This window comes from Flammeovirga sp. OC4, assembly GCF_000812565.1.
Lineage (GTDB): Bacteria > Bacteroidota > Bacteroidia > Cytophagales > Flammeovirgaceae > Flammeovirga.
In genome coordinates this window covers 54,571-69,528 of the sequence record NZ_JTAM01000027.1, presented here as the reverse complement: position 1 = coordinate 69,528, position 14,958 = coordinate 54,571, and the positions used below count along the sequence as shown (strand labels likewise).

At 34.9% G+C, this 14,958-nt stretch carries 12 protein-coding genes; 1 reads left to right on the top strand and 11 read right to left on the bottom strand.

The annotated features are described in order from the left end of the window. Positions 1-118 precede the first annotated feature (118 nt). The 11 genes from rny to PL77_RS15990 form a co-directional block, all read right to left on the bottom strand. The gene (gene rny / locus PL77_RS16040; protein WP_044207388.1) at positions 119-1,717 is read right to left on the bottom strand and encodes a ribonuclease Y; all 1,599 of its coding nucleotides are present in this window, start codon (positions 1,715-1,717) and stop codon (positions 119-121) included. Positions 1,718-1,810: 93 nt separating this feature from the next. Next, positions 1,811-2,098 carry a cell division protein ZapA gene (locus PL77_RS16035; RefSeq protein WP_044207387.1) on the bottom strand — a complete coding sequence of 96 codons (288 nt, stop codon included), beginning with the start codon at positions 2,096-2,098 and terminating at the stop codon, positions 1,811-1,813. Between the two features lie 177 nt (positions 2,099-2,275). Further along, on the bottom strand, positions 2,276-2,827 hold the full coding sequence (locus tag PL77_RS16030; RefSeq protein WP_044207385.1) for a hypothetical protein: 552 nt from the start codon (positions 2,825-2,827) through the stop codon (positions 2,276-2,278). Between the two features lie 66 nt (positions 2,828-2,893). Beyond that, on the bottom strand, positions 2,894-5,323 hold the full coding sequence (gene pheT, locus PL77_RS16025; RefSeq protein WP_044207384.1) for a phenylalanine--tRNA ligase subunit beta: 2,430 nt from the start codon (positions 5,321-5,323) through the stop codon (positions 2,894-2,896). Between the two features lie 156 nt (positions 5,324-5,479). Further along, complete coding sequence (locus PL77_RS16020; protein WP_052444481.1) at positions 5,480-6,538, bottom strand: GAF domain-containing protein; 1,059 nt, start codon at positions 6,536-6,538, stop codon at positions 5,480-5,482. Positions 6,539-6,565: 27 nt separating this feature from the next. Beyond that, positions 6,566-7,141 (bottom strand): methyltransferase domain-containing protein, encoded by a 576-nt coding sequence (locus PL77_RS16015; RefSeq protein ID WP_044207382.1) that lies wholly within the window; start codon positions 7,139-7,141, stop codon positions 6,566-6,568. Between the two features lie 81 nt (positions 7,142-7,222). Further along, the gene (locus PL77_RS16010) at positions 7,223-7,813 is read right to left on the bottom strand and encodes a glutathione peroxidase (protein ID WP_044207380.1); all 591 of its coding nucleotides are present in this window, start codon (positions 7,811-7,813) and stop codon (positions 7,223-7,225) included. A gap of 83 nt (positions 7,814-7,896) precedes the next feature. Continuing rightward, positions 7,897-8,319, bottom strand: a complete 423-nt coding sequence (locus PL77_RS16005; RefSeq protein ID WP_044207378.1) for a hypothetical protein — start codon at positions 8,317-8,319, stop codon at positions 7,897-7,899. 15 nt (positions 8,320-8,334) lie between these two features. After that, a complete protein-coding gene (locus tag PL77_RS16000) occupies positions 8,335-9,309 on the bottom strand; it encodes a M28 family peptidase (protein WP_052444480.1) in 975 nt (324 codons plus the stop codon). A gap of 31 nt (positions 9,310-9,340) precedes the next feature. Beyond that, positions 9,341-10,057: a hypothetical protein gene (locus PL77_RS15995; protein ID WP_156152398.1), complete on the bottom strand. Its 717-nt coding sequence runs from the start codon at positions 10,055-10,057 to the stop codon at positions 9,341-9,343. A gap of 119 nt (positions 10,058-10,176) precedes the next feature. Beyond that, positions 10,177-12,003 carry a DUF885 family protein gene (locus PL77_RS15990; RefSeq protein ID WP_044207375.1) on the bottom strand — a complete coding sequence of 609 codons (1,827 nt, stop codon included), beginning with the start codon at positions 12,001-12,003 and terminating at the stop codon, positions 10,177-10,179. A gap of 162 nt (positions 12,004-12,165) precedes the next feature. Between PL77_RS15990 and PL77_RS15985 the strand changes: the two genes are divergently transcribed. Beyond that, on the top strand, positions 12,166-14,943 hold the full coding sequence (locus tag PL77_RS15985) for a D-alanine--D-alanine ligase (protein ID WP_371199228.1): 2,778 nt from the start codon (positions 12,166-12,168) through the stop codon (positions 14,941-14,943). Positions 14,944-14,958 lie beyond the last annotated feature (15 nt).

The window sequence follows — 14,958 nt, the reverse complement described above, 5'->3', positions numbered from 1 at the left end:
TCCTCTCTTTCAGCCCAAAAGATAATAATAAAAACTCGTACTCTTATCTTGGAATAAAGGAATTAAAAAAGGTCGACTAAATAAATAGCCGACCTCTAAAAATATATTTTTATCTGTCTTATTTCGCGAAATGCACTGAGCGAGTCTCACGAATTACAGTTACTTTGATCTGTCCAGGATATTGCATTTCTGTTTCGATCTTGTTGGCAATATCAAATGATAATTGACCAGCATCTTGATCAGGAACTTTATCTGCATCTACCATAACACGTAATTCTCTACCTGCTTGGATCGCGTAGCATTTGTGAACTCCTTTGAAGCTCATTGCTAAACCTTCCAATTCCTTCAGACGTTGGATGTAAGATTCCATCATTTCACGTCTAGCACCAGGTCTAGAACCACTCACGGCGTCACATGCTTGAACGATAGGTGAAATAAGCGTTGTCATTTCAATCTCGTCGTGGTGAGCACCAATTGCGTTACACACCTCAGGGCTTTCACCGTATTTCTTCGCTAGGTTCATACCTAAGATTGCGTGAGGTAGTTCTGGCTCTTCTGGCCATACTTTACCAATATCGTGAAGAAGACCGGCACGTTTTGCTACTTTAGAGTTTAAGCCAAGCTCTGAAGCCATTGTGCTTGCCAAGTTAGAAACTTCTCTAGAGTGCTGTAACAAGTTTTGACCATAAGAAGAACGGAAACGCATTCTACCTACCAACTTAATTAGCTCAGGGTGTAAACCGTGAATACCTAAGTCAATAACGGTACGCTCACCGATTTCAACGATTTCGTCTTCAATGTTTTTCTTTGTTTTGGCAACTACCTCTTCGATACGAGCAGGGTGGATACGACCATCTGCTACTAATCGGTGTAAAGAAACTCTTGCAATCTCTCTTCTTACAGGATCAAATCCAGAAATAATGATTGCTTCAGGCGTATCATCCACAATGATTTCCACACCAGTACTAGCTTCTAAAGCACGAATATTTCTACCTTCTCTACCAATGATTTTACCTTTTAGTTCATCACTTTCTAGATTGAAAATAGAAACACAGTTTTCAATAGCTTGTTCAGCGGCAGTTCTCTGTATAGCAGTGATTACCGTTTTGCGAGCTTCTTTAGTAGCTGTCATTTTCGCTTCCTCCATGATATTTTTGATATGCATGGATGCCTTAGTGCGGGCTTCGTCTTTTAAGGCCTCAACAAGTTGCTCTCTCGCTTCTTCTGCTTTCAAGTTGGCTACTTTTTCAAGTTGCTCCACTTGCTTTAGGCGAAGTTGTTCAGCTTCCTCTTTGGCTTTAAAAGTAAGTTGTTTTTGATGTGCTAACTCATCAAAGCGTTGCTCCATTTCTTGATCTTTCTTTTTGAAAGATTCAATCTGTTTTGCAATTACAGCTTCTTTTTGCTTGTGCTTTGATTCTTGTTGTTTTAAACGATTTTCGAACTGCTTAAGTTTGTTTTCGTTTACGCTGAGTTGGTTTTTTCTCTTTGCCGTTTCAGAGTCAAAATCTTGTTTCATTTTCAAGAATTTCTCTTTAGACTCTACAAGTTTTGACCTTTTGATGCTCTCCGCTTCCTTCTTTGCATCTTTTACAATGTCTTGTGCTTTGTCTTTTGCGGCAGTTTCCATGCCTTTCAAGACTTTCACCAATAAAAATCTGCCAATCGCTACTCCTATAAGTAGACTGACAACGGCAGCTAAAATTATTTGTTCCATGTTGTACGTACAGATGTCTGTGCGTAGTTCGGTGACTACAGTTGAATAATATATATATGTTCAGGAACTACAAGATCAAAAAAAGAAGAAATATTAAGGTAAAATTTCGTCTAGTTGTTTATTGATATCATTCACACGACTAGCGATATTCTGTAACTCCTCTTGTTCTTTCAAAGCTTCCACCACAAAATCAAATGCAGTAATAACAAGTAGGTCTTTCATATCAACACCAGAGAGGTTTTGACGCTTTTCATCCACAATCTGATTGAGGCGTTCAGCTGCTTTTTTAAGCAGATGCTCTTCAGATTTGCTGGCTTTCACGTTATATAATTTGCCACAAATGTTCAGTTGTATGCTCTCTTTAGTGGATCTTAATCCCATGCTTAGTACTACAAGTTTTTTTGGTTATCACCCCATTAGGGTAGTTATTGCAATCTATGTGAATATGAATATTAAACCGAAATTTTCTTCGATCTAAGTAAAATTCCCTTTTAAAGAATAAATGTACTTTAATTATTGGAATTTTATATCTTTTTCAGTCAAAAAAGTAACTTACCCTTAAGAAAGTCTTTCGATTTCCTCATTAAGAAGCTCGATTTCGGCCTTACTTTCTTCTTGTTCCTTTAAAAGTTGCTGATTTTCTAATTGAAGTTTTTCAAGAGATTCCACAAGTGGTTTTAAATCTCTGATTTCCATTTTCAATTTCTGAACTTCCATAATTGATGCTCTTTTTTGTTCATTAAAAACATCAATGGTTTCATTTTTTTCTTCGATCTCTTTTCTTAACTGATCAATATCCTGATTGAGAAACTGAATCACACTTTGTTGTCCTTCGGAAAGTTGCTGTGCTTCATCTCTTTCCTGTTGTAGAGTACTTTTCTCATTCATCAATTGATCAATTTGTTCATCTCCCTTGTTGATCAATTCCTGTAAACGGTCGCTATGTTCTTGTACATCTATCGTTGCATCTAACTGTTTTTCAGTCTTAATGCGATCTTCGTTTAATTGTTGAATTGTAGTTTGAGCGTTTTTATAAAGTGCTTGCAGGGTGTTGATTTTTTCAACCAATAGTTTAAGTTCTTCGCTTAAATTGGGGATGATAGTTGACATAATTGATCAGAATTAAAAAATGAAACCACTCTCTATTTCATTAAAATAAAGAGTGGCTAGATAAAACTATTTACGGATTACAGCACCAAGCTGATTTTCGAAAGCTTTGATTAATGCATTCATACATTTATCAATAGTCTTATCATTTAAAGTTTTATTTTCATCTTGAAGAATAAAGCTTACTGAGTAAGATTTTAAACCTTGTGCAAGGTGCTTACCTTCATAAACGTCAAATACATTGATATCCTTCAATAATTTTCTTTCTGTTTTCTTTGCAATTTCCTGAATTGAAGCAAATGTTGCTTTGTTATTCAATACTAAAGATAAATCTCTACGTACTTCAGGGAATTTTGGCAATTCTTTGAATTTGTAATCTGCACTGTACATTTTCACTAATGCAGACCAATCGATATCAGCAAAGAATACTTCCGTTTTTACACCTGCCAATTTAGCAGCCTTAGGATTCACCATACCTACAGTTGCAATTACTTGCTTTCTTGCAGTGTAAGTCAAACCGTAAGCGAAAGTATCGTTCTTCACATATTCCTTAGAAATACCTTGAATATTTAATCTTTCAAAGATTCTTTCTACAATAGAAGAGATTGTATGGAAGTCAGCATTTACTGCTTTTCTGATCCATGACTCATCTGATGAAGTACCTGAAACGAATAACGTTAGGTGTTCTTTTTCAGTATAACCTTCTTCTCCTTTATGGTAAGTTTTACCAAATTCAAAAGCTTTGATGTTCTTTTGCTGACGTCTGATATTTCTATCAATAACCTCAAGACCAGAGAACAACATTGACTGACGCATTACATCTAAATCAGCAGATAAGATGTTTAAGATTTTTACGTCTTTAGATTCATCGATATCCGCTAAACCAGTTGAATACTTGCTAGTAGTCAATGAGTTGGTCATGATTTCGAAACAACCGCTTCCTGCAAGCATTTCAGTTACTTTTGTCTGAAGGATTTGCTTGTCTTTCTTAGGGAAACTAGCCAAGAAATCAGTCGATAAAGACTCATCTAATGCTACACTGTTGAAACCGTAAATTCTTAAGATTTCTTCAATGATATCCGCTTCTCTTTGTACGTCCACTCTATAAGGAGGAACTGAAACTTTAATCGTTTCTTCAGTACGCTCTAAAATAGAGATTTCTAAACCTTCAAGAATTGAGACGATTTTGTCTTGTGGAATATGCTGACCGATTAAACGATCTACATTTTTGAATTTTACATCAATAATGAAGTTCTCAATAGGAGTAGGGTAGATGTCTACAATCTCAGATGAGATTTCACCACCTGCATACTCTTTGATCAACATTGCCGCATATTTCAATGCAGTGATACACATATTCGGGTCACAACCTCTCTCAAAACGGAATGAAGAATCTGTTTTGATGCTGTGTTGCTGTGATGTCTTACGAACAAAGTCAGGGTGGAAGTAAGCACTTTCTAAGAAGATACTTGTAGTTCCTTCAGTAACACCTGAATCTAAACCACCGAACACACCTGCGATACACATATCTTCAGATGCATTGGCAATCATCAAATCATTACCTTTTAATTCTCTTTCCGCTTCGTCTAGTGTTGTGAACTTAGTACCTTCAGTAGCAAACTTTACGTTTACTTCGTTGTCCGTTACCTTCGCTAAATCAAAAGCGTGAAGTGGTTGTCCTAATTCATGTAAAACGAAGTTAGTAATATCTACTACGTTGTTGATAGGAGCTAAACCAATAGAATTTAAACGTTGCTTAATCCATTTCGGAGATTCTTTGATTGTGATTCCAGAAATAGTTAAACCAGTATATCTTGGACAAGCTTCTTCTGCTTGAACATTAACTTTAACAGGCGTGGAAGTATTATCTACTTTGAAGTTTTCGATTAATTCAGCTTTAGTAGCTTGCTTGATTTCACGATCCAATAAAACCTTCAAATCACGAGCAGCACCATAATGCGAAGAACCATCTACACGGTTTGGAGTAAGACCAATTTCAAAAACTTGATCATTCTCTAAACCAAAATATTTTGCGGCAGGAGTACCGTTGGCCATATCAGTGTCTAAAACCATAATACCGTCATGAGATGTACCCAATCCGATTTCATCTTCAGCACAGATCATACCTAGTGAAACTTCACCACGGATCTTACCTTTTTTTATTTTAAAACTTTCAGTTGGAGAAGGGTAAAGTTCAGTACCAACAGTGGCTACTACAACTTTTTGTCCTTTAGCGACATTAGGAGCACCACATACAATCTGTACAGGTTCTTCCTCTCCGATATCAACTTTTGTAACTCTTAATTTATCTGCGTTTGAATGTTGCTCACACTCTAAAACCTCGCCAATAACTAAACCTTTCAGTCCACCTTTCACTTCTTCAACTTCACCGATTCCTTCTACCTCTAAACCAGAACTGGTTAAAAGCTCATCAATTTCCTGTGGCGTTTTGTCTTCTATATCAATTAGGCCTTTTAGCCAATTTAAGGAGATTTTCATATATCGCTATTTTTGCCGGAAGCGTTAGAAACGCCACCTTTTTATTTGTTTACTTTCACTAAAAATTATGGAATTGCAAAAATACAATTTTCCACGGCAAAAATAATAGGTTATTGCAAGTTCTTGCAATAACCTATGTTTTGTTTAGAATTTATATTAAAGTTGTCCCCTTAATTTCTCTATTTCTTCATTTTTTAGCCCAATTTCTTTTTCGAGAGCATCAATTTTATCTTCTTTTTCAGTGACAGTTGTTGACAGCTTTTCAATTTTAGCTTTGTAATTCTCTTCTGTAACACTCATTTTCTCAAAAGCTTTCTTTAAAACCTCTTCATTGTTTTTGGTTTTCAAATTGGCTGCTTCCATTTCCTTTTGCTTTCTGTGCATTTCTTCTTGAGTGGCTTGCAGTTCTTCAACATTCTGTCGCATTTCCTCTTCCTGAGCCCTCATTTGCTCTGCCTGTATTTGAGAGTCTTCCAATAGCGTTTTCATTCTATCTGAATTTCTTGTAGCGGCAATAGTGGAAGCGATCGTTTCTCCCAATTTTAGGACAAATTCTCTTTGGAACTCAGGCATCTCTTTGAGAGAAGCTAATTCAATTACACCGTAAACTTCTTCATTCATAATCATAGGTGCAATGAAAAGGTTGGTAGGTCTTGCTTGCCCTAAACCACTTGAAATGTTCACGTATTGATCAGGGATTTCCTTGAGGTACATTGGTCTTTTCTCGATGAAAACTTGTCCTACTAATCCTTCTCTAGGTTTTACATTTCGATTAATGTATTTTTTTCTTTCATAAGCATAGGCTGAAATCAACATTAATTCTTTTCGATCATCAATATTTTCATCCACAATGAAAAGCCCCCCTTGAGTTACACCAAGGTAGGAAACTAGGTTATTGATGATTTGATCACAAAGTTCTTCAAGGTTACTTTGAGAAGTTCTAAGAATATCAACAAATTTTGTGAGTCCTTCAGAAACCCATGCTCTTTCTTCCTCAATCACTTTTAACGCTTTTCTTTGCAGTCTCAAAGCATTAATAGCTTCCATTAAAGGTTCCTCTTCTTTTTCATTGAAGTTGTAGTCTTCCTTTTCTTCAAGGAGGGCATTACAATACTCCAAAGCATTGTCAAGGTTTGCTTTTAATTTGCTGTTTTCTTCCTTTAATCTGGCATATTGATCAAGCCACAGAACTTTAATACCAATTTGTCTATTCATCTTTAGAAAATTTCTATACTTTTTCAGCTACTTCTCAAAACTAAAAAATAATTCATTCCCGCTTCTTGGTGGAATGCTGTTGTAGCATCTTTCAAGTATTTTTATATCAAACTTTGGTTCGAACAGGGATAAATACTCTTCTTTACTTCCACCAAAAGGTGGGCCATTTTTTGTAAGCTCAAAGTCAAAGAGTAATCCACTCAATTTACCACCTTTTTTCAGTAAACGATACATTTGCTCCACATATTGTTTTCTAAGGCTAGGATTCAAAGCACAAAAAAATGTTTGTTCTAGTATTAAATCAAAGTTATCGATTTCTAATTGAAAAAAATCATCGCAGATTAATTGCTCGTCAGGAAAGTCAGGGCATCTTTTCTTTACATTTTGAAGCGGGGCCTCTGAGATGTCGACAGCATAGCAATTTTTGAAACCCAATTGCCACAAGTATTCTATTTCATAGCCATTGCCAACTCCAGGGATCAAGATCTTAATCTCTTTATTTTCTAGTTGATCGATATATTCTTTTAATGGCGTACTGATGTACCCAATGTCCCAACCCGTATTGTTGGATTCGTATTTTTCGGTCCAGTATTGTTTATCCATAAAACTAAAAGACCTTTCAATGGGAAGTTTATACTTCTACTCCCAATTGAAAGGTCAAAATATTAAAGTTATTAATAAGTCTTATTTAGAAATAGCATCAATAAGATCACTATCAGTCGGCTTAACATTGCTATTGAAAAAGTCTTTTAATTCTCCTTTTCCATTGATGAAATACTTGCAGAAGTTCCATGATGGTGCTTCGTCGTTCCATCCATTTTCTTCAGGATCAGATAACCATCTGTATAAAGGACTTTGATCATCACCTTTTTTTACTTTCACTTTTTCCATCATCGTAAAAGTGACTCCATAATTTAATTTACAAAATGACGCAATATCTTCACTTGTCCCTGGTTCTTGCCCTCCAAATTGATTACAAGGGAATCCAAGAATTACTAATTCTTCTCCATACTTTTCGTGCAATGCTTGTAATGCTTCATATTGAGGAGTAAAACCACATTTAGAAGCTGTATTGACAATCAAGATCTTTTTTCCTTTCAATGTTTGAAAGTCAAGGTACTCTCCGTTTAATTTCTTCAATTTAAAGTTATAAAACTGAGACTCCCTTTTTCTGTCTTCGAAATTTACAGAGTCCGGGCTCGATTTATGCACTTTAGTACAAGCTAGAAGTGCTACACAACAAGTAAGAAGAGTTATCGTGAAAAAATTTTTCATAGGTTTGATAGATTTAGTGAGTGTCCAAATATCGTATAGTAATATATGTTGATAATAAATGTAAATTTATGTATAAAATATAATTAATCCAAGGAGTTTGTGAGCCATTCGGTAGCATTAACTTCGTCATCAAAGTATTGCAATTTAAAAAGATCTATTTCACTGGTAGTTTTATCGAGAGTCTTTTCAAAAGACATCTGAGAAAAAATATCTGAAGAAACAATAAATGCCATCTTCTCTAAACCAATTTTTTTATTTAAGATTACACTACGCTCATTTATCCATTCCTGAGTATCAGGAGGTATATTATAATAGGCCCTAACAGCATCAACCAAAAGCAACTTTGGGGCGACATCTTCAGTTACTTTAAGGTAGGCTATTATTTCATTTCTATATAATTCTTCAGAGATGTTAATAGGAGTATTCCAAGTTGATTTTAGAATTTTTAAAGAATCATTCCACTCAATTTTTTGGAAATCACTTTTGTATTTTTCTAAGTGATTCATGGTATTTTTCTAAGATTAAATTTGTGTGATTGCATAATAAGTACCCTTGATGACTTCGTTCATTTTTTTAAAATCCAAACTTTCAGGAGTATCGTTTTTTGTGTGATAGTTGGGGTTTCTAAAAAAAGAAGTATCTGTAATCATGACAGCATTTTGGTTAAAGTGCCAATAATTTCTGTGATCAGAATTAGCCAAACCTCTGACACTGGAAGGAGCATTAATTGAATAAATAGGTGTTTTTGATGTTTTTCTCATAGCGGATTTTAATTCCTTTACAGCAAAATGATTAGAAAGGTTTCCTACAATTGCTATAAAATTGGCCTCTTTAGGATAAAGCTTATCCAAAAACTTAATGGGATAGCTTTGACTTCCAGAGTGATCACTAAAATAACCAATCATTTCAAGACAAACCATAAGTTTTGTCTTAACATTGTCGTTTATATTTCTTTCTGCATGCACATAACTTCCCATTCCTTTAGTAGTAAAAAACGGTCTTTCTTCGTTGGCATAGGCCACTAACTCTATGCAGAAATCTAATTTTGGTTGATGCTGTTGTAATAAGCGAGCAATTTCAATCATACCGGCTATTCCGCTCGCATTATCATCTGCACCGTGTTGATCACCGAACGTATCATAATGAGCTCCTACGACAACTCTTTCATGATCGGGGTTTCCATAAAAAGCAATGATATTTTTGTATTCCTCTTTTGCGGCTTCAAATTTTTGAATATGAGGTTCATATCCAAAACTGGTTAATTGCTCAAAAATATAACTAATAGCCTCTTTTTGAGCTTTCTTATTTTTATAATTTCTGTAATCACTTGTTGAACATAACGCCCTTACATGTTTTTCTAACTCAGATGCACTTGATTGGATATCATTGGCTGTGGTTTCGGAATACGATGAAGAGGTAGGCATATACAAAAAGTAAATACCTATTATTGGAAGCATCACAACAATGAATCCTAAACTATAGATGAGTGCAAGCATTTGGTTGAAAAATTTTTAGAGAAGTAAGCGGTTAATCTTTTTGTTTTTGAAAAGTGGAATCCGATAAAACGCTAAAGTCTAATAGTTTACTCATTTTTATAGAATAATTGATATTAATATCCTTTCTTTCAATAACGTTATAGCTTATGTTTTTATTGGATTTGTTTTCCACCTTCCTTACACTTAAAATAATACCTTTTTCTGATAATGGTGTCTCTAAGGTAGAAGATTCTTGAATTATCATCCAAAAACCTTTCTTTAATCCATAATTATTAAACTTTGAGTCTTGTGTGAGTACAATTTCAATTTGGTTGTCATGATCTATAAATACATTAGGTTCATTTTCAATAAAATTATATTTTCCTGAAATATTTTTGTTTGAATCAAAAAAGGATAGAGGACCACAGATTGCATATTGACTACTATCTAAATGACAAACCACAATCATTTGATTGAGCTTGATATCAAAAATAATGACATCATTACCTTCTAAATGAGAAGTCATAGCAAAATACTTTTCTTTTTCTGATGCTAAAATATAGTATTCTTTACTTTCTGTAGGGTCAATTTGTTTTACCTTAAAGGCAAAATCAAAATGATATTGGTCTGGATAGAGGGACTTGTCAGATTTTTCTTCTAAGAATTGTGCAAATGAAGAAATCAGTTGCATTGATTTTTGTGCACTACTATTATAATTATGGAATAAAAGACAAAGTGTGAAAAATGCTATTTTAAGACCAATGGACATAAGGACGATTATTAATGATGATAGGTGAATGATCAATTTTACAACATAAAAAAATCCATTACATTAAATGAGTTTGGAGATCTAATGTAATGGATGTCTATTGAATTATAAATTAATAATTATAAAGTCGCAGTGTTTTTTTGGATGTACTCATCTACTAATTTTTCTAATATTGATAGCGGTAGAGGTCCATTGCATAATACTACTTCATGAAAAGTTCTGATGTCGAATCGATCTTCCATTTCAAGTTTTGCCTTGTCTTTTAATTCTAAAATTTTCATCAATCCAATTTTATAAGCTGTTGCTTGTCCGGGCATAACGATGTGTCTGTCAACCATTTTTTCACATTGCCCATAAGCAGCAGGCGTATTTTTGACGTAGTAGGCTATTCCTTCTTCTCTAGTCCATTTTTTAGCGTGAATTCCAGTATCTACAACTAATCGGCAAGATCTCCATAGTTCCATTGCCAAACGTCCAAAATCAGAATAAGGGTCACTATAAAATCCAAGTTCCTTTGGTATAAGTTCTGAGTAAAGTCCCCAACCTTCAATATAGGCTGTATAATGAGCTTCTTTTCTGAATTCAGGGAGACTTTCTAATTCTTTTGTTAATGCAATTTGCATATGATGACCAGGTATTCCTTCATGATAAGCCAATGCTTCCATCTCATATTTCGGCATTTGATTCATATCATAAAGATTAGCATAATAATAGCCCGGTCGAGAACCATCAGCAGCTGGAGAATTATAAAATGCTTTACCTGCTGTTTTTTCTCTAAAAGGTTCTACCCTTTTGACTTCAATGGGTGCTTTAGGTTTTGTGATGAAAAGGTCATCAAGTTGCTTTCTCATGGCATCAATAATGTCTTTAGCATCTGCTAAATAAGCCTTTTTGCCTTCATCCGTGTTTGGGTAATAGAATTGAGGGGCATTTTTCATGTAAGTGAAAAACTCAGGAAGACTTCCTGTAAAGCCTACATTTTTCTTAATAGTATTCATCTCTCCATGAATTCGAGCCACTTCTCTTAATCCCATCTGATGAATTTGTTCTGCTGTAAAGTTGGTAGAAGTGATTTTTTTAAGACAATAAGCATAATATTCTTCTCCATCTTTTAAGCGCCAAACGCCTGCATCATTACTGGCTCTTTTTTCTTGTTCTTGGAGCATCTTAATCAACTTTTTATAGGTAGGAGCAAAGTTTTGCTGCATGGCAATGTTAAACTTTTCGATCAATGCTTTTCTTTCATTTTCACTGATTTCCACCTGATCAATTTTGGTGTAGAAGTCTTGAGCAATTGGGTGTGTTTTTTCAGAATTTGAAATTGGTTTCCCTTCTAAAAGATTATTGCAATCACTCAACACTTTGCTGAAAAGGAATTTTGGAAGTATAAAACCTTCTTTTTCACTTTGAAGAGCGTTTTGAATTTGTTGCTCCATCATCCCAGGGATTTTTTCTACCCTACTGATATAATCTTCAGCATCTTTTTTAGTGCTGATTTGATGAAAGCCAATCAAAAAAGAAGCAGGACTACTTTGAGCTCCATACATTTGATTAAAAACGTAATCATATTGATGAAACCTTTCTCCTTCCAAATCAAGTTCAAGCTCATACTTAAATAACTCTAAGCTTAATGCTCTGTCTTTAGTGTAGTTAGGGCTTTGAAATGCATTGGCTTTTCGAAGAGCATTCCTTTTGTTTTTTACACTCTTCAAGAATTGTTTTTCAGAATGATCGTTCCATTGATCATTAAAGCGTTTGTCACCCCTGTAGGTCATAGTTTCAGGGTTTTGCTCTAAATCAGCATTAAAAACACTGTCGAAAAAGATGTCTAGATTGGTGTTTTGCTGTTCTGTTTTACTGACTTGTGCCTCATTTGTTTTATGACAGCTTGAAAAAATTGAGGAGAAAAGTACAGTAGTTAGTAGTAGTTTGAAATAATTACACATAATATGTCCTTGTAAAGTTTAAATAATTATTTACAAAATCATATAATTTTCATCTTAATCCAATTGAAAGCGAAATAATTATCATGAATGAATCCTATTTTTATAAACAAACTCTTACAAGGTGAAGTATAGTGCTATTAGATAATAAATTTTCTTGTATTTTTGAGACGTAATTGCCTAGAGAAAACAGAGGAAGAACCTTTGACTTTCTTGGGAAACAGAAAAAATGATATCATGATCAAAGTAGGGATATTTTTTGGAGGTATTTCACGAGAGCGCGAAATCTCGTTTGCAGGTGGTAGAACTGTTTATGATAACTTAAACAAACAACTTTTCGAACCTGTTCCAATATTTGTAGATAGTTTAGGCCATTTTATTCATTTAGATTGGTCATATGTATATAAAGGTACTGTAAGAGATTTTTATCCTCCAGTAAGTAGCATTCCAAGTGATTTACAAGGGTTTCAGATGTATGTGGAATCTTTAGGTAAGCTTTCAGAAGATGAGGCTGCGGATATGGCGTCAGAAGTAGGTAAGAAAGTAAATCCAAGTGATTTTGCAGGGTTATTTGATTTTGCCTTTTTAGCACTGCATGGTCCTTATGGCGAAGATGGTAACTTACAGGGGCTTTTAGAGTGGTATAATATTCCTTATTCTGGTGCAGGAGTACTTTCATCTGCTATTGGAATTGATAAAATTACGCAGAAAAAACTCTTTACGGACTTACAGTTAACAACACCTTCTTTTGATGTGATAACAGAGGATGATTTATCATCTGATAATATCAATACTACTTTCCAATCTTTAAAGGATAAATTAGGAATGCCTTTAGTGGTGAAAGCACCAAGACAAGGTTCTTCACTAGGTGTAAGTATTGTAAAAGAGGATAATGTTGAAGCATTCCATAAGGCGGCTAAAAAGTCACTTTTCATAGAAGAAGTGGAGCAATCTTTTTGGAAAGGATTAGATGAAGAAGCGAGAGTACGTTACATCCATGATTTCACGGATGTACGTCTTGGAATTGGTTTGCCTGTTTACGTATTGGGAAATGATGATTTGGTGATTTATGATCCGAAATCATTATTAGAGTACTTAAATGAGCAGTTAGTTTCTAATAATAAAGAAATTGTAGCACTTCAATCATTGGATGCTGAAGAGGCATTGTTGATTGAAGAACATATAAAGGGTAGAGAGTTCTCATGTATTGTCATTGAAGACGAAAAGGGTAATCCTCTTGCTCTTCCTCCTACTGAAATTGTGAGAGGAAACGAAGGTGTATTTGATTATAGATCAAAGTATCTTCCAGGTATGAGTCGTAAAGTAACGCCGATTGATTTGCCTATTGAAAAGGTAAGGGAGATTCAATTAGACTGTGAGAACTTATACAAGAAGTTACAGTTTGATGTTTATGCTCGAATTGACGGTTTCGTTACAGCTGATGGAACAGTTTACTTAAACGATCCGAATACGACTTCTGGAATGATGCCTTCTTCGTTTTTCTTCCATCAGGCAGCTGAGATTGGATTAAATCCATCGCAGTTCTTAACGTTCATTATTCGTACATCGTTGGCTTGCAGAATTCGTTCTGGTAAGAACACAAGGGTGGCTAAGCCGATGTTGAAAAATTTGGATCATCAGATCGAAGCTTTGAGTGAGGCAGATAAGCAAACGAAAAAAGTAGGGGTAATCATGGGTGGTTATTCTTCGGAACGTCATATTTCTGTTGAAAGTGGAAGAAATATCTATGAAAAATTAGCTTCATCAGATAAATATGAAGCTATTCCGATATTTCTAACGGGATCGCATGATCAGCATGAATTGTATGAATTACCGATTAATATCATGCTGAAGGATAATGCTGATGATATCAAATTAAAGATCAATCAGGCTTTGAATGGTGAGAAGCATGATGTATTGGTGGAGGCAATTCAGAAAGCGAAGCCAATTACTCAAAAATATGCGGCAGATGCTTGTTTTGATCCTAAAACATTGAATTACGACCTCTTAAAAGAAAGAGTGGATGCAGTATTTATAGCCTTGCACGGTAGACCTGGTGAGGATGGTGCTGTACAGAAACATTTAAACGTAAAAGGAATTCCTTACAATGGCTCTGACGTTGATAGTTCAGAAATAACTATTGATAAATACATGACTACTGAGATACTTCGTAAATCAGGAGTGTTTGTGGCTGAGCATATGTTGTTGCAAAAAGAGGATTGGTTATCGAACCCTACTGAAGCTATTGATCAAGTAGAAAAGGATTTTAGGTATCCTCTAATTGCAAAACCGGCAGATGATGGTTGTAGTTCTGCAGTGATGATGATCAAGTCAAGAACACAGCTTGAAAACTTTGCCGAAGCAATTTTTAGAGAAGGTGATGAGGTAGAGGAAGGCTTAAGAATAAAGCTTGATTTAGATAAAAATGAAGAGTTTCCAAGTAAGAAATGTATTCTTATTGAAGAGTTGATCAGTCCATTGGATTCAGATCATTTCTTGGAGATTACAGGAGGCATGCTCACAAAATGGCACGAAGATGGATCGCGTACTTATGAAGTATTCGAACCTTCGGAGGCCTTGGCAAGTGGTGAGATTTTATCATTAGAAGAGAAATTCTTAGCAGGTGAAGGTCAAAATATTACACCACCTCGTTTTTCACCTGATGCAGAAGAGCAGCAATGGATTTCGGATGCCGTGAGAAAAGATTTGGAACATGTAGCGAAAGAATTAAATGTTCAAGGTTATTGTAGAATAGACGCATTTGTGCGTATTTGGAAGGAAACAAAGAAAGTGGAAACTATCGTCATCGAAGTAAACTCGCTTCCAGGAATGACTCCTGCTACTTGTATTTTCCACCAAGCTGCAATTAACGGCTACAAGCCTTTTGATTTTATTGATAGTATTTTAGATTACGGAATAAAGAGAACTGAAGCTAAGTGCTAGGTAAAAACTAGTACT